Here is a 14,927-nt window from a genome sequence, read left to right as displayed (position 1 = left end):
CCGCTCGGGAAGGCGTCCAGGCCCGTCGCCCACGGTGGCGGGCATCTGTGACGCTCGGCGGGGAGACGTCGCACGTCTCGACACTCGTGACGGGGAGTTCCGCATGTCCAATGCCGTTTCTTCCGCCGGTTCCCCGGTGGGATGTTCCGCCGCGCCCTCCCGGGAGACCGCCACCGCGACCCTGCTGCGGCAGTTGGTGCTGGCCGCCGGGCCGCTCACCGTGCTCCAGATCGGCTGTCCGGACGAGTCCTGCGCCGCGGGGCTCGCGGCGGCCATGAGCGAGAACGGACGGGGCCGGGTCATCTGCTGGGAGCCGGAGGGCGTACACGCCGAAGCCGTCGCGGCCGCCGTCGAGGAGACCGGACTCGGGCCGTACGCCCAGGTGCGGGCGGGCCGTCCCGAGCGGCTGCTGGCGAGCGTGCCCGGGCCGGTCGACCTGCTGTTGCTGGGCGGCCCGCCGGAGTCCTTCCTCGCGCTGCTGAAGCTGGTGGAGCCGCGGATGCTGCCCGGTGCCGTGGTGGTGGCGCACGGGGTGCGGGACGTGTCGGCGCGGTGCGCGGACTTCCTCGCCCACCTCCGCTTCTCCGGCGGTGACTACGTGTCGCTGCCGCTTCCCCTCGACGGCGGCGTGGAGATGGCCGTCCGCGCCGCCTGACGCCTTCGCGCATCCACCACCAGGAGTGCCATGTCCCCACGTCCGTTCGACCCGGAGCTGCTGCCCGAGGGGCATCCCGACAGAATCCCCGTCCCGCCCCGCCCCACCACCTCGGCCACGGTGTGGCGGGGGCTCGTGCGCTACGTCCTGCTGCCGTCGTACCGGGGCCTGGTGGCCCTCGGCTCCACGCACGTGGCCGGGCTCTGGCATCCGGAGTTCGGTCCCCTGTGCCGTGCGCCGCAGCAGGATCCGCCCTCTTCCAGGGCGCCTCGACCGGGCGTCGAGGGCCGGCCGGAAGCCTGGCCGGCACATCCCACTCCGCCCCCGGAGAAACAAGGAGATCAGTGATGAGCGACGCACGGCTGGTCGGCACCTGGACCACGCAGCTGGACGACGACGGCAGGACGGTCCCCGGGCTCGTCTGCTTCTCGGCGGACGGTCTGGTGGTCTCCACCCAGCTCAACACCAAGAACATCGGCCTGGGCTCGTGGCGTGTCACGGGCCCGGACAGCTTCGAGTACGGCTTCCACATCCTGGCCGCCGACCCCGAGGGCAACCACGTGGGCGAGGCGCACGTCCGGGTGTCGGGCGAGTTCGTCTCCGACACCGAGTGGCAGGGCACCGGCGGCGCCGAGTTCTTCGACCCGCAGGGCACGAAGCTGCGCGGGCACGCGGGCTCCAAGGTGACCGCCGGCAAGTTCGGCGTCGACGACTGATGCGTGCGGCGGCGCTGCGGGACCGGCTCGACGGCGACCTGGTTCTGCCCCACGAGCCGGGCTTCGCCCTGGCCCGACAGCTCCAGAACACCGAGTACGACACGGCCGAGCCGTACGCCGTCGCGTACTGCGCCTCCGAGCGGGACGTCGCGCTGTGCGTGCGCCACGCCCAGGAGCACGGGGTGCGACCGCACATCCGGGGCGGCGGCCACAGCTTCAACGGCTGGTCGACCGGTGCCGGACTGGTCCTCGACCTGTCGCGGATCAGCCACGCCGTGGCCGAGGGGCCCGAGGTGCGCCTCGGGGCGGGCGTGCAGTCGCTGGACGCGCTGGACACCCTGCGGCCCCAGGGGCGGCAGATCGTCACCGGGACGTTTCCCACGGTCTCCGCGGGCGGGTTCCTGACCGGCGGCGGCATCGGCTGGCAGACGCGGAAGTTCGGACTGGGCAGCGACCGGGTCACCGCGGCCCGCGTCGTGCTCGCCGACGGACGGACCGTGCGCTGCTCGCCCACCGAGGAGCCCGACCTGTACTGGGCGCTGCGCGGTGGCGGCGGCGGCACCTTCGGGGTGGTCACGGAGTTCCGGGTGCGGCCGGTCGAGGCGCCCGAGCTGACCGGCTTCGAGACGCTGTGGGCGTACGACGACGCCGTGCAGGTGCTGACCGCCTGGCAGGAGTGGGCCGTCGACGGCCCCGACGAACTGGGCACCTCGCTGGTGGTGCTGCCGGGCATGTTCGGGCCCGGCGGGCGTCCCGTGGTCAAGGTCTGGGGGGTGCACCTGGGCCCGGACGAGGTGGTGCACGCCGGCCTGGACGAACTGGCGGAACGGGCCGGGAGCAAACCGCTGAGCCGGTCCGTCGGTGCGCGGGGCGGGTACGCCGAGGTGATGCACGAGGCGCTGTGCGGCTCGAAGACGGTGGCCCAGTGCCGGCGGACCGGAACCGGCCCCGGCGCGGAGGGGCACCGGCATCCGTACACCCGGCAGAGCTACCGGCTGACCGGCCGGGCCGCGACCCGGGCGGAGTCGGCGGCGCTGCTCGACGCCTGGGACCCCGGGCTCGACGCGACGGGCCAGGAGCGCTATCTGCTGTGCATCGCGCTGGGCGGTGCGGCGAGCCGGGTGCCGGGCACCGCGACCGCCTACGCCCACCGGCAGGCACGGTTCCTGGTCGGCTACCAGTTCGCCTGCCGGGAGGTGGCCGCGAACCCGGCGGCGCCGGCACGGCTGACCGCGCTGGCCGACCGGGCGGCGACGGCGCTGGAACCGCTCGCCTGCGGCTCCTACATCAACTTCCCCAGTTCCCGGGTGGCCGGTGACTGGGAGACGGAGTACTTCGGCACGAACCGCCCGCGGCTGCGCGCCGTGAAGCGGGCCTACGACCCGGAGGACTTCTTCCGGCACCGGCAGAGCATCGGCCACCGTGCCCCGACGACGACCGAGGTGGAGTCATGAGGACGGATCTGAGGGACAAGGTCGTACTGGTCACCGGTGCCTCCTCGGGCATCGGCCGGGCCACGGCCGTGGCGTACGGGGAGGAGGGCGCACGGGTCGCGATCACCTACCACAGTGACGAGGACGGGGCCCGGGAGACCGCGCGGCGGGTGACCGAGGCGGGCGGGACACCGCTGGTGGTGCGCTACGACCTCGCCGACGAGCGGTGCATCCGGGACGCGGTGGGGCGGGTCGCCGAGGAGTGGGGCGGCATCGACGTGCTGGTCGCCAACGCGGTGGTGTGGAGCGAGGCGATCCCGCGGCCCGGGCAGCCGGTACCGCGCTTCGAGGACGTACCGGCGAAGCAGTGGCAGGAGGTGCTGCGCACGTCCGTCGACGCCGTCTTCCACACGCTGCAGGCGGCGCTGCCGTGGATGCGCGGGCGGCCGTGGGGCCGGGTCGTGATGCTCGGCGCGGGCCTCGCGGACACCGGCAAGGCCGGGGCCGGTGCGTACGGGGCGGGCAAGTCCGCGTTCTTCGGGCTGATGCGCAGCCTGGCCTGGGAACTGGGCCCCGACGGGATCCTGGTCAACATGGTGGTGCCGGGGCAGACCAGCACGGAGACCGTGCGGGCGCACGTGCCCCCGGGCTTCCTGGAGGAGAAGGGAAAGACCCTGCCGTCGGGCCGGATGTCGGCGCCCGAGGACGTGGCCCGGGCCGTGGTCTTCCTCGGCTCGGCGGCCAACGGCAACACCAACGGCGAGACGCTGCGCGTGACGGGCGGCGCCTGACGGCTCGCCGGCACCCGGCTCCGGCCACGGGCCCCGTCGCCTTCCGGGCACTTCCGGAGGACGACGGGGCCCGTCCCGTTCCCGCGCCGGTGCCCGGTGTCGAGTTGTCCTGGACGGTGCTTCGAGACGTCCGGGCCACGGTGTGGGGCATGGAGATTCGTAGTCTCGACGGCGATGAGCCGGCGGCCATCGCCGCGTTGCTTCCCGGGTTCCGGGAGACCATGAGCCTGGAGCTGCCCGGTGATCCGCCGGTGACACAGGCCCTGCTGGCGCGGCTGTTCCAGCGGCGGCACGGCACCGAGCGGATCGTGCTCGCCGCGTACGACGGGGGCGCACCGGCCGGGGTGCTGAAACTCGGCCTCGACCTGGGGGATCCGGGCGGGCCGGGGCACGGCTCGCTGTGGGTGTTCCCCGGCTTCCGGCGGCGCGGGGCCGGACGGGCCCTGGCGGACGCGGGGCTGACGGCGCTGCGGGAGCGGGGACGGGATCTGCTGCTGGCCGACGCGCCGAGGGCGGAGGCCGGCCGGCGCTTCGCGGCGGAGCTCGGCGCGGACCTCATCGGCGAGAGCGTGCGCCTTCGGCTGCGTCCGGCCGGGCCCGCCCACGCGGTGCTCCAGGCCGCGGCGGCCCGGCCGGTGCCCGGGTACCGGCTGGTCGCGTGGCGGGGAGCCTGCCCCGACGACCTGGTGGAGTCCTATGCGCGGGCCTGGAGCGCGCTGGAGGAACGGGTCAACGGCCAGGCCCGGGTGCGGCGTCCCTCCGCCGGCGACGTACGGGCGCGGGAGGCCGAGGCGGAGCGGGCCGGGCACCTGCCCCATGTGGTCGCGGCGCTGCCCGAGCACGGCAGCGCGATCGTCGGGTACGCCACCGCGTTCGTGCGCGGCGGTCCGATGGCGGACGTCGGCGAGACGCTGGTGCTGCCGGGGCACCGGCGGCGTGGTCTCGCCACCTGGCTGAAGGCCGGCCTGCTGCTCGGGGCGGCCCGGGACGACAGCCGTCTCGCGCTGTTCCAGGTCTTCAACGACACGGCCAACACGGCCGTGGTCGCGCTCAACCGCAAGCTCGGCTTCGAGGCCGACTCCCACTGGTCGACGTACGCGCTCAAGACCTGAGCGGCCCCCTGGCCCTCCCCCCTTTCCCTTGCCGAGCCGAGAGGACCCCATGACCACCGTGATCCCCGCCGGGCAGCGCACGCGCAACGCCGAGCTGGTCCGCGAGCTGTACGGGACGCTCTACCGCGAGCGCCGTCTCGAGGAGACGGGCCGTTTCTTCCACGCCGACTGCGTCGAGCACGACCCGGCGGACTGGCGGACGTCGGACGACGCGTTCCCGCGGCTGCGCGCGGACATCGACCACCTCGTGGCCGACAACGACCGGGTGATGCTCTTCGCGACCTGGACCGGACGCACCCGGTCGGGCGCCGACCTGCGGTTGCACACGGCCGAGTTGTACCGCCTGCGGGACGGTGGGGTGGCCGAGCACTGGAGCGTGGCCGACCGGGACGTGCTCGCCGCGCACGGCGTGGACCCCGGCCCCGAACGCGACGGCCGGCCGGCCGCCCCCGCCCCCGTCCTGCACGGCCCGCACAGCGACACCGAACGGGCCAACGCCGAGCTGGTGCTGGGCGCGTACCGCGACGTCTTCAGCGAGCACCGGCTCGACCTGGCCGAGCGCTACTACCACCAGGACTACCGGCACCACAACATGCGTACGGACGCGGTGCCGGACGGGCTCGACGCGTTCAAGGCGTTCTTCGCCGACAACATCGCGGCCTTCCCCGACCTGGTGACCACCGTGGACCACGTCGTCGCCGCCGACGACCGGGTGATGGTCTTCGTCACCTGGACCGGCACCCTCACCGGCGCCTGGAGCGGGGGCGGCCCCTCGGGTGCGCCCCTGGAGATGCGCACCTGCGACCAGTTCCGCATCGAACGCGGCAAGGTCGCCGAGCACTGGGAGGTCGTGGACTACCTGGCCCTGGGGCGGGCCGGGCTGCCGACCCCGTGAGCAGGACCGACGCCCGTTGCGAGAGCCGATGCCCGAGGCCCGACCCCCAGAGAGGGACTGTGCGATGACCACCGTGTCCGACCCGTCCGACCACGCGCCCGTACTGATCGTCGGCGGCAGCCTCGTCGGGCTGTCCACCGCCCTGTTCCTCGCCCGGCACGGTGTCCGGTGCACCCTGGTGGAGCGCCATCCCGGCACCTCCGTCCACCCGAGGGCGGTCGGCTACCACCCCAGGACCGGGGAGCTGCTGCGTCAGGCCGGGGTCGAGGACGCGGCCGTCCGGGAGGCGGCGGGTTTCGCCACCCACCGCACCCGTGCCGGGGTGACCTCGCTGGCCGGGGAGGTGCTGTTCAGCAAGGAGGAGCTGGAGGGCGACGACGAGCTGGGCGACCTCACGCCCTCCCGGCTGCTCCTGCTGCCGCAGGACCGGCTGGAGCCGCTGCTGCGGCAGCGGGCCGAGGAACTGGGCGCCGACCTGCGGTTCGGTACGGAGCTGCTGTCCTTCGCGGAGGACCCCCAGGGGGTGACCGCCGTCCTCGCCGACGGCGCCGGCACCCGTACCTTCCGCAGCTCCTACCTGGTGGCCTGCGACGGGCCGCGCAGCACCGTGCGGGAGGCGCTGAAGGTGCCCCGGCAGGGGCGCGGGGTGCTGTCCCGCCATGTCAGCATCGCGTTCGGGGCGGACCTGCGGCCGGTTCTCGGCGAGCGCCGCTACAGCGTGGTCCATGTGAAGAACGAGCAGGTCGCCGGCATCCTCGTGCATGACGACACGCTGACCGGCGGCACGCTGATCGTCGGCTACCGGCCCGAGGACGGCGAGAGCCTGGAGGACTTCACCGACGGCCGCTGCGCCGAGCTGGTGCGGGCGGCCCTGGGAGCACCCGGGGTGGAGGTGACGATCCGTTCGCGCTTCCCGTGGGACATGGCGGAGCAGGTGGCCGAGGGCTTCGTGCACGGGCGGGTGCTGCTCGCCGGGGACGCGGCGCACGTGGTGCCGCCGACCGGGGGGTACGGAGCCAACACCGGTATCGCCGACGCGCACAACCTCGCCTGGAAACTCGCCTTGGTCGTCGGCGGCGTGGCGGGCGCCGGCCTCGTCCGGACGTACGACGCCGAGCGGCGGCCCGTGGCGAGCTACACGGCGGAGCAGGGCTTCCTGCAGCTCGCCCTGCGTTCGGGCACGGCCACCCCGCAGCAGCGGGCCGTCGTCGCGGACGCCGTGACGGTGACGTCGGGCCAGGCGTACCGCTCGGCCGCGGTGGTCGCGGAACCGGGCGGCGCGGAGCTTCCCGTCGCCTCCGATCCGCGGGCGCTGCGCGGGGAACCGGGGACCAGGGCGCCGTACGTGATGCTGGCGCGGGACGGTGAACCCCTGTCCACGCTCGACCTGTTCGGGCGGGACTTCGTCCTGCTCACCGGGGAGCGGGGCCTCGCCTGGATCTCGGCCGCCGTCTCCGCCTCCGCCGAGCTGGGCCTGAAGCTCGTGGCCCGCCGGGTGGTGCCCGGCACGGACGGCGGGGCGGGCACGCTCGCCGACCCGGACGGCGCCTTCGCCGGGCGCTACGGCGGTCTGCGCCCGGAAGGCGCGGTGCTGGTCCGGCCGGACGGCGTCGTGGCGTGGCGGTCGGCGGGCGCTGATCCCGGCGGTGAGGAGACGGCGGTGCTGGAGTCGGTGCTGCGCGGGGTGCTCGACAGGGCCTGAGTCGCGGGCGGCACGCCCCCTGCCGCGGTGGGGGGCGCGTCACGCGCGGAGGTGCGTCCGTCATGGCCGGGGCCGGGAGTGTCCTTCACCTTCCCACCCCGGGCGGGCGCACCTTCGGCGCGCGCGGGGCGGCCGGGGCCGGTCCCCGGCGATCAGGCGGAGCCGGAGTCCTGCTGCAACTCGCCCACGGAGTCCACGTACTTGATGAGCAGGCGGGCGAACTCGAGCCGCTCCTGCTCCGGCCAGTCCTGGGTGATGCGCTCGAAGGCCGCCCGCTGGTGGCGCCGGAAACGGGCGAGCGTCTCGTGCCCCTCCGGGGTGAGCTGGAGGATCGTACGGCGGCCGTCGCGCTGGGAGGCCGCCCGGATCAGATAGCCGGCGGTGATGCAGTCGGAGACCATCCGGCTCGCCACGGAGGGGTCGACGGCGAGCCGCTCGCCCACCACGCCGACGGTGATCTCCTGGCCCTCCTGGTCGGGCCCGTCCTGAACGATGTTGAGGACGAGCGTCCTGGTGAAGTCCTTGCGGGACACCTGCTTCTCGACGTTCAGCACCTGCGCGCGCCGCAGTCGGGAGAAGGCGGGACCGACGGCGTCGAGCAGATCCGCCGCCCGCTGCGGGGGCTGGGTCGAAGTGTCCATGGCCGCATTCTAAGCGAGTTGATTGAGGCAGACGAGCATCTGTATGCTCTCAATCCACTGCATGACATTAAGCATATACCTGCTGGCGAACATATATCGCCTCATCCTCTGGAGGACCCGTGTCCCACCCCCTGCCCCCCGAGTCCGACCGCGACTTCGAGATCACCTACGACCCGGACGTCGAGTTCGACGTGCTGATCGTCGGCGGCGGTCCGGTCGGCATGCTGCTCGCCGCGGAACTGCGCATCAACCGCGTCCGCGCGGTCGTGCTCGAACGGCTCCCCGAGCGCACCCCGCACTCCAAGGCCTTCGGGCTGCACGCCCGCTCCCTTGAATCGCTCGACCGGCGCGGCCTGCTCAAACGGTTCCGCGAGGGCGCCCGCTCCTGGAACAACGGCCACTTCGCCGGCCTGGACGAGTGGGTCGACTTCTCCACCCTCGACAGCGCGCACGGCTACGCCCTGCTCTCCGAGCAGACCAGGACCGAACGCCTGCTGGAGGAGCGGGCCGCCGAGTTCGGCGCCGAGATCCGGCGGGGTCACGAGGTCACCGCCATACGGCAGGACGCCGACGGCGTCGAGGCCGAGGTGACCGGCCCCGACGGCTCCTACACCGTGCGCGCCCGGTTCGCCGTGGGCTGCGACGGCGGACGCAGCCTGGTCCGCCGGGAGGCCGGCATCGACTTCCCTGGCACCGGCGGCCGGGTCACCGCCCGCCTCGGCGACGTGATCCTCGCCGACCGCGAGAACGCCCCCATGGGCATGGAACGCACCGAACGCGGCCTGCTGTTCTGCGTGCCGCTCGACGACACCTACCACCGGGTGTCCACGTTCGACTTCGCGGCGGAGCGGGAGCCCGGCGCGGAACTGACCCTGGACGAGCTGACCGCGAGCCTGCGCGAGATCTGGGGCGACGACCTCGGTGCGCACGCGCCGCGCTGGCTCTCCGTCTTCACCGACTCCGCGTGCCAGGCCGACCGCTACCGCGAAGGCCGCCTGCTGATCGCCGGCGACGCCGCCCACACCCATTTCCCGGTCGGCGGCCAGGGCGTCAACCTCGGTCTCCAGGACGCCTTCAACCTCGGCTGGAAGCTCGCCGCCGAAGTGCACGGCTGGGCGCCCGAGGGCCTGCTCGACAGCTACGACCGCGAGCGCCAGGCACCGGCCCGCAAGGTGCTGGCCAACACCCGGGCGCAGATCGCGCTGATGAACCCGGACCCGTACGTGACCCCGCTGCGCGAGCTCTTCACCGACCTCATGCGCAAGGAGCAGGTCAACCGCCACCTCGCCGAGATGCTCAGCGGCGTCACCGTCCGCTACCCGATCGACGGCCCGGAGCACCGGCTGCTCGGCGACTTCGCCCGGGATCTTGAGCTGAGGACCGAGGACGGCGTCCGCCTCCTGCCCACGTACCTGAAGCGCGGCACCGGCGTGCTGCTGGACTTCACCGGCGACGCGCAGATCGGCCAGGTGTACGAGAAGTGGGCCGCGGGCGTGTCCTGGGCGGGCCGCCTCCAGCACGTCCGGGCCGCATGCGCCCAGGAGCCCGGACTGGCCGGTCTGCTGGTCCGACCCGACGGCTACGTCGCCTGGGCCGCGGACCGGGACATGCCGGAGGCGGAGCTGCGGGAGTCGCTGACCGCGGCCGTCACCACCTGGTTCGGCACCGTCTGAGGAAGGACCGGGACCAACCGGCCGGAGGGACGGACCCACCCGGGCGACTCCCTCGGCCGGCCCGGCACCTCCCCCACCCCCCACATGCACGGACGCGAGAGGACGACGTGAGCAATCCCCCCTGGTCGCAGGAGTTGTCGGAGAAGAGCGACCTGATCACCCCCATGGCCATCAGAGTGGCCGCCACCCTCGGACTGTCGGACCACATGGCCGCCGGAGCGGTCACGGCCGAGACGCTGGCCCGTGCGGCGGACGTGGACACCACCGCGCTGAGCCGCCTCCTCGGCCACCTGGTGAACGCGGGGATCTACCGCCCGCGCCCCGACGGCGGTTACGAGCCGACCGAACTCGGCACCCTGCTGCGCGACGACGTCCCGGAGTCGGGCCGTGACTGGCTCCGCCTGGACGGCCCGACCGGCCGGGGCGAGACCGCGGTGTTCCGGCTGCTCGACGCCGTGCGTTCCGGTTCCCCCGTCTACTCCGAGCTGTACGGGCGGGAGTTCTGGACGGACGTCGAGTCGGACGGCGCGCTCGCGGAGGCCTTCGCCCGGCGGATGGCGGCGAGCATGCGCTGGGTCGTCCCCGAACTGCTGGCCCGCGGCGACTGGCGGTCCGTACGGCACGTCGTGGACGTGGGCGGCGGCAGCGGCGACCTGCTCGCGGCGGTGGTGGACGCCACCCCGGACGCGCGGGGCACCCTGCTCGACCTGGCGGGGCCCGCGGCGGCGGCCGAGCGGGACTTCGCGGCCGCCGGCCTCGGGGAGCGCTGCCGTGCCGTGGTCGGCAGCTTCTTCGATCCGCTGCCCGCCGGCGGCGATGTGTACCTGCTCTCCAACGTCCTGCTCAACTGGCCCGACGACCGGGCGGCCGCGATCCTGCGGCGCTGCGCCGAGGCCGTCCGTCCCGGCGGCCGGGTCATGGTCCTGGAGGGTCTGCTCGACGTGCAGACCGACCAGACCGATCTGGATCTGCGGATGCTCGTCTACCTGGGCGGGCGGATGCGCACCACCGAGCAGCTGCGCGAGCTGGCGGCCGGGGCCGGGCTCTCGCTGCACCGGGTGACCGGCCTGGGACCGGTGCGCTCGCTCGTCGAACTCACACCGGCCTGACCCGCCCCCGCCCCCTCGTCACTCGCATCCCCGCAAGAGAAACCCCCTGCCGGGCACGCCGGGGCCACCCCGCTCGTGCCCGCGAGAGAAAGAGGACCACACCCATGCGCATCGTCCGACACCACGAGTTCGGCGCCCCGTCGGTGCTGCGGCTCGAAGAGACCAAAACCCCCGTCCCCGGCCCGGGCCAGGTGCTGATCCGCACCGAGGCGGTGGGCGTGAACTTCGCCGAGTGCCAGCGCCGTCAGGGCATCCCGGTCGGCGGCCCCGCCACGCTGCCCGGCTCGCCCGGCGGTGACGTCGCGGGCGTCGTGGAGCAGGTCGGCGACGGCGTCGACCGGGTCGCGGTCGGCGACCGGGTGGTCACCGGCGTCGCCCACGACGGATACGCCGAGTACGTCATCACCCAGGCCGACTGGCTGTTCGCCGTCCCCGAGGGGATCGACGCCGGCCAGGCCACCTCGCTGCCCATCCCCGGGCAGACCGCCTACCACGTCATCGCCACGGCGGCGAAGCTCCAGCCCGGCGAGTCCGTCCTGATCACCGCCGCCGCGGGCGGTATCGGCCACCTGCTGGTCCAGATGGCCAGGACCCTCGGCGCGGGCCAGGTCATCGCCGCGGCCCGCGGAGCGGAGAAGCTGGCCTTCGCGGCGTCGCTCGGCGCGGACGTCACCGTCGACTACGGCGAGGACGGCTGGGACGAGAAGGTCCGCGCCGCGACCGGTGGCCGGGGCGTGGACGCCGCCCTGGAGACCGTCGGCGGGGACATCCTCACCAAGTCCGTGAACCTGACCGCCCCGTTCGGGCGGACGGTGGTCTACGGCGCCGCGGGCGGCGAGCTGCCGGCCCTCGACGTCGCGGACATCTTCGACAACCGCATCGTCATGGGCTTCAGCATGTGGGGCGTGATGGGCGAGAAGCCGGACGTGATGGCCGAGGGCGCCCGGGAGCTGCTGGACATGGTGACGTCCGGCAGGGTCCGTCCCGTCGTCCACGCCGAGCTGCCGCTGAAGGACGCCGCGGCCGCGCACGAGCTGATGGAGTCGCGCTCCCAGCTCGGCCGGGTCGTGCTCGTTCCCTGACCCCCTTTCAGCCAATGCCTCACATCATCGATGTGCGGTTTGACAAATGCATGCTGAACAGCATGTAATAAAGATGCACGACAGCATGTAAGTGCAGTCGGTCAATCACTCCATGCAACCCGGATCCCTGGGCGGAGCCGCGCGACGCCTCGTCGGTGGCTCGACAACACCTCCTAGTTGGGAGAACACCATGCGCATCGTCCGCCACTACGAGCACGGCGCCCCCTCGGTGCTGCGTGTCGAAGAGGCGGAGAAGCCGCAGCCCGGACCGGGCGAAGTGCTGATCCGCTCCGAGGCCATCGGCGTCACGTTCGCCGAGGTCCAGCGCCGTCAGGGCATTCCGATCGGCGGCCACGCCACCCTGCCCGGCGCCCCCGGCGGCGATGTCGCCGGCGTCGTCGAGGCACTCGGCGACGGCGTCACCAACGTCCGCGTGGGGGACCGCGTCGTGGTCGACGTCGACCACAGCGCCTACGCCGACCACGTGACCGCCGACGCCGCCTGGGCCATCACCATCCCGGACACCATGGACGCCGCCGAGGCGACCCTGCTGCCCAGCCCGGCCCAGACGGCTTACCACGCCATCAAGGAGTCCGGTCAGCTCAAGCCCGGCGAGTCGATCCTGATCGACGCCGCCTCCGGGGGCGTCGGCCACCTCGCCGTGCAGATCGCCAAGGCGATGGGCGCCGGCAAGGTGATCGCCACCGCCAGCACGCAGGCCAAGCTCGACTTCGTCCGGGACCTCGGTGCCGACGTCACGGTCAACTACACCGACGACGACTGGGACGAGCAGGTCCGGGAGGCGACCGAGGGCCGCGGCGTGGACGTGGTCCTGGAGACCGTCGGGGGCGACATCCTCACCAAGTCCGTCGCCCTCACCGCCCAGTTCGGCCGGCTGGTCTTCTACGGCTCGGCCAGCGGCGACATCCAGCCCGTCCACCCGCTGATGCTCAGCCGCATGAAGACCGTGGCCGGCTTCGCCCTCTACGCCATGCTCTACAACAAGCCCGAGGCCATCGCCGCGGGACAGCGCGACCTGCTCGACATGATCGCCACCGGCAAGGTGCGCCCGATCGTCCACGAGCGGCTCGGTCTCGACGAGGCCGTCAAGGCACACGAACTGATGGAGGCCCGGGCCCAGCTCGGCAAGATCGTCCTCGTCCCCTGACCCGGGACCGGCCACCCGCCGCCTCCCGACCGATGTGACCGGTCGCGATCCACCCCCGCTCGGGGCCGGCCACCCGCCGTACGGCACGAGAGGCTCTCGTGCCGTACGGCGCACCCCACCGCAGACCACAGCGATCCCCCGACGGATCCCACCGCCAGACGACGCCGGCCACGGCCGGCGGGACGGGGATGGCACCCACTCCAGCCCGAAAGGCGACCAGCCGTGCCCTCCCGCACCACGGGGACCGACAGCCCGCTCACCGCTGCCGGATCCCCGCCCCAGACCCGCATCCGCCCCGTCATCACCGCCTGCCTGCTGGCCGTCTTCCTGGCCATGCTGGACTCGCAGATCGTGGCCACCGCGCTGCCCCGCATCGTCGGGGACCTCGGCGGTCTCGACGTGTTCTCCTGGGTGACGACCGCCTACATCATCGCCGCGAGCGTCACCACGCCCGTCTACGGCAAACTCGGCGACCTCTTCGGCCGCAAGAAGATCTTCCTGATCGCCGTCGCGCTGTTCCTCGCCGGCTCCGCGCTGAGCGGCGCCGCGCAGTCCATGGACCAGCTCATCCTGTTCCGCACCGTGCAGGGCATCGGCGCCGGCGGCCTCTTCGTCTCCGTGCTCGCCATCATCGGCGAACTGTTCAACCCGCGTGAGGCCGCCCGGTACTTCAACCTCTTCGGCATCGTCTTCGCGCTCGCCGCGCTGGCCGGACCGGCCGTCGGCGGCGCGCTCACCGACCTACTGAGCTGGCACTGGGTCTTCCTGATCAACCTGCCCGTGGGCATCGTGATCCTGGTGCTGGTCTCCACCTGCCTGCACCTGCCCCGCGCCGACCGGCCCGCGCGCATCGACTACACCGGCTTCCTCCTGCTCAGCGCCTCGATCGTCGCGCTCACCCTGGCCGCGAGCTGGGGCGGGGTGAAGTACGAGTGGCTGGACTGGCGGATCCTCGGTCTCGGCGCGGCGGCGGTGCTGCTCGCCGTGGCGTTCGTCGCCGCCGAGCGCCGCGCCGCCGAACCCGTCATCCCACTGCACCTCTTCCGTGACTCCACCTTCAGCGTCAGCGTGCTCGTGAGCGTCGCGGCGGGCGTCGTCTTCCTCGGCTCGGTCAACTTCCTCGCGATCTACATCCAGGTGGTGACCGGCGCCAGCCCCACGATGTCCGGCGTGGTGCTGCTGCCCATGATGTTCGGCCTGGTCGCCTCCTCCGTCGTCAGCGGCGTCGCGATCACCAAGACAGGCCGCTACAAGTGGTATCCCGTGCTCAGCATGGCCATCGGCGTCGCCGGGGCGCTGCTGCTCGCCACCATGGACACCGGGACGCCCCGTGCCGTGGTCATCGGCTACATGCTGGTCTTCGGCGTCGCGGCCGGACTGAACATGCAGGTGCTCACCATGGCCGCGCAGAACACCGCGCCCCGCGACGACATCGGCGCGGTCCACGCCACGGTCTCCTTCGCCCGCCAGCTGGGCACCACCGTGGGCATCTCCCTGTTCGCCTCGATCTTCTACAACCGGCTCACCGAGGAGATCGCCCAGCGGACGCCCGCGGACGCGCTGCGCGGCATCGACCCCGACGCGCTGAACTCGACCGAGACGCTGGACCGGCTCACCGAGCCCGTCCGCGACGCCGTGGAGCAGGCGTACGCCGCCGCGCTCACGCCCGTCTTCCTCACCGCCGTCCCGGTCCTCCTGCTGGGGCTGCTGGCCGCCCTGACCATGAAGAACCTCCCGCTGCGCGGCGAGGACCACCAGGGTCACGAGGCGGTCACCGAGGAGAGCTGACCCCGCTCCACCCACCGCTGGCCGGCCGTCCTCCCGCGCGGGAGGGCGGCCTGCGCGTTGTCCGCCCGTGTGCCCCGGCCGCCCTCCTTCAGCGCCCTTCGAGCCCGAATCGACGGCCCGCGACCATCGTCGGCACTGCACAGCCGTACGAGGCAGGACCCG

Annotated in this window: 14 protein-coding genes; 13 read left to right on the top strand and 1 reads right to left on the bottom strand. The window is 73.2% G+C overall.

Annotated elements, in window-relative coordinates; all coding sequences use genetic code 11:
• Positions 1-103: 103 nt before the first annotated feature.
• From ACIGAQ_RS13240 to ACIGAQ_RS13205, 8 genes are all read left to right on the top strand, one after another.
• Positions 104-655, top strand: a complete 552-nt coding sequence (locus tag ACIGAQ_RS13240; RefSeq protein WP_399782166.1) for an O-methyltransferase — start codon at positions 104-106, stop codon at positions 653-655.
• 30 nt (positions 656-685) lie between these two features.
• Entirely contained in the window at positions 686-1,003 is a 318-nt protein-coding gene (locus tag ACIGAQ_RS13235) for a hypothetical protein (RefSeq protein ID WP_399782163.1), read from the top strand.
• Entirely contained in the window at positions 1,003-1,371 is a 369-nt protein-coding gene (locus ACIGAQ_RS13230; protein ID WP_311687459.1) for a hypothetical protein, read from the top strand. Before ACIGAQ_RS13235 ends, ACIGAQ_RS13230 begins: the two co-directional genes overlap by 1 nt.
• Complete coding sequence (locus ACIGAQ_RS13225) at positions 1,371-2,825, top strand: FAD-binding oxidoreductase (RefSeq protein ID WP_399782159.1); 1,455 nt, start codon at positions 1,371-1,373, stop codon at positions 2,823-2,825. Before ACIGAQ_RS13230 ends, ACIGAQ_RS13225 begins: the two co-directional genes overlap by 1 nt.
• Entirely contained in the window at positions 2,822-3,595 is a 774-nt protein-coding gene (locus ACIGAQ_RS13220) for an SDR family NAD(P)-dependent oxidoreductase (protein ID WP_399782156.1), read from the top strand. The genes ACIGAQ_RS13225 and ACIGAQ_RS13220 overlap by 4 nt, the downstream gene beginning before the upstream one ends.
• A gap of 149 nt (positions 3,596-3,744) precedes the next feature.
• On the top strand, positions 3,745-4,707 hold the full coding sequence (locus tag ACIGAQ_RS13215; protein ID WP_399782153.1) for a GNAT family N-acetyltransferase: 963 nt from the start codon (positions 3,745-3,747) through the stop codon (positions 4,705-4,707).
• Positions 4,708-4,756: 49 nt separating this feature from the next.
• Positions 4,757-5,602, top strand: a complete 846-nt coding sequence (locus ACIGAQ_RS13210) for an ester cyclase family protein (RefSeq protein WP_399782150.1) — start codon at positions 4,757-4,759, stop codon at positions 5,600-5,602.
• 64 nt (positions 5,603-5,666) lie between these two features.
• On the top strand, positions 5,667-7,304 hold the full coding sequence (locus ACIGAQ_RS13205; RefSeq protein ID WP_399782147.1) for an FAD-dependent oxidoreductase: 1,638 nt from the start codon (positions 5,667-5,669) through the stop codon (positions 7,302-7,304).
• 152 nt (positions 7,305-7,456) lie between these two features.
• Here the strand turns inward: ACIGAQ_RS13205 and ACIGAQ_RS13200 are convergent, their stop codons facing one another.
• The gene (locus tag ACIGAQ_RS13200; protein WP_311687471.1) at positions 7,457-7,945 is read right to left on the bottom strand and encodes a MarR family winged helix-turn-helix transcriptional regulator; all 489 of its coding nucleotides are present in this window, start codon (positions 7,943-7,945) and stop codon (positions 7,457-7,459) included.
• A gap of 119 nt (positions 7,946-8,064) precedes the next feature.
• On the opposite strand from ACIGAQ_RS13200, the gene ACIGAQ_RS13195 reads away from it, so the two are divergent.
• The 5 genes from ACIGAQ_RS13195 (at position 8,065) to ACIGAQ_RS13175 (ending at position 14,765) form a co-directional block, all read left to right on the top strand.
• Positions 8,065-9,618 carry an FAD-dependent monooxygenase gene (locus ACIGAQ_RS13195; protein ID WP_311687473.1) on the top strand — a complete coding sequence of 518 codons (1,554 nt, stop codon included), beginning with the start codon at positions 8,065-8,067 and terminating at the stop codon, positions 9,616-9,618.
• Positions 9,619-9,725: 107 nt separating this feature from the next.
• Positions 9,726-10,727 (top strand): methyltransferase, encoded by a 1,002-nt coding sequence (locus ACIGAQ_RS13190; protein WP_311687474.1) that lies wholly within the window; start codon positions 9,726-9,728, stop codon positions 10,725-10,727.
• 104 nt (positions 10,728-10,831) lie between these two features.
• Positions 10,832-11,809 carry a zinc-binding alcohol dehydrogenase family protein gene (locus ACIGAQ_RS13185; protein WP_399782143.1) on the top strand — a complete coding sequence of 326 codons (978 nt, stop codon included), beginning with the start codon at positions 10,832-10,834 and terminating at the stop codon, positions 11,807-11,809.
• A 190-nt stretch (positions 11,810-11,999) separates the two neighbouring features.
• The gene (locus ACIGAQ_RS13180; RefSeq protein WP_399782140.1) at positions 12,000-12,977 is read left to right on the top strand and encodes a zinc-binding alcohol dehydrogenase family protein; all 978 of its coding nucleotides are present in this window, start codon (positions 12,000-12,002) and stop codon (positions 12,975-12,977) included.
• Positions 12,978-13,199: 222 nt separating this feature from the next.
• Positions 13,200-14,765 (top strand): MDR family MFS transporter, encoded by a 1,566-nt coding sequence (locus ACIGAQ_RS13175; protein ID WP_399782137.1) that lies wholly within the window; start codon positions 13,200-13,202, stop codon positions 14,763-14,765.
• The last annotated feature ends 162 nt before the right edge of the window (positions 14,766-14,927 follow it).

The organism is Streptomyces sp. NPDC085932 (genome assembly GCF_044540525.1).
GTDB lineage: Bacteria > Actinomycetota > Actinomycetes > Streptomycetales > Streptomycetaceae > Streptomyces > Streptomyces levis.
The sequence above is the reverse complement of the archived record's forward strand: the minus strand, read 5'-3'. Positions and strand labels throughout refer to the sequence as shown.

What these genes read in the sequence shown, in the direction of transcription:
- ACIGAQ_RS13240 (WP_399782166.1), top strand. Translation starts at nt 104, where the DNA reads ATGTCCAATGCCGTTTCTTCCGCCGGTTCCCCGGTGGGATGTTCCGCC.
- ACIGAQ_RS13235 (WP_399782163.1), top strand. Translation starts at nt 686, where the DNA reads ATGTCCCCACGTCCGTTCGACCCGGAGCTGCTGCCCGAGGGGCATCCC.
- ACIGAQ_RS13230 (WP_311687459.1), top strand. Translation starts at nt 1,003, where the DNA reads ATGAGCGACGCACGGCTGGTCGGCACCTGGACCACGCAGCTGGACGAC.
- ACIGAQ_RS13225 (WP_399782159.1), top strand. Translation starts at nt 1,371, where the DNA reads ATGCGTGCGGCGGCGCTGCGGGACCGGCTCGACGGCGACCTGGTTCTG.
- ACIGAQ_RS13220 (WP_399782156.1), top strand. Translation starts at nt 2,822, where the DNA reads ATGAGGACGGATCTGAGGGACAAGGTCGTACTGGTCACCGGTGCCTCC.
- ACIGAQ_RS13215 (WP_399782153.1), top strand. Translation starts at nt 3,745, where the DNA reads ATGGAGATTCGTAGTCTCGACGGCGATGAGCCGGCGGCCATCGCCGCG.
- ACIGAQ_RS13210 (WP_399782150.1), top strand. Translation starts at nt 4,757, where the DNA reads ATGACCACCGTGATCCCCGCCGGGCAGCGCACGCGCAACGCCGAGCTG.
- ACIGAQ_RS13205 (WP_399782147.1), top strand. Translation starts at nt 5,667, where the DNA reads ATGACCACCGTGTCCGACCCGTCCGACCACGCGCCCGTACTGATCGTC.
- ACIGAQ_RS13200 (WP_311687471.1), bottom strand. Translation starts at nt 7,945, where the DNA reads ATGGACACTTCGACCCAGCCCCCGCAGCGGGCGGCGGATCTGCTCGAC.
- ACIGAQ_RS13185 (WP_399782143.1), top strand. Translation starts at nt 10,832, where the DNA reads ATGCGCATCGTCCGACACCACGAGTTCGGCGCCCCGTCGGTGCTGCGG.
- ACIGAQ_RS13180 (WP_399782140.1), top strand. Translation starts at nt 12,000, where the DNA reads ATGCGCATCGTCCGCCACTACGAGCACGGCGCCCCCTCGGTGCTGCGT.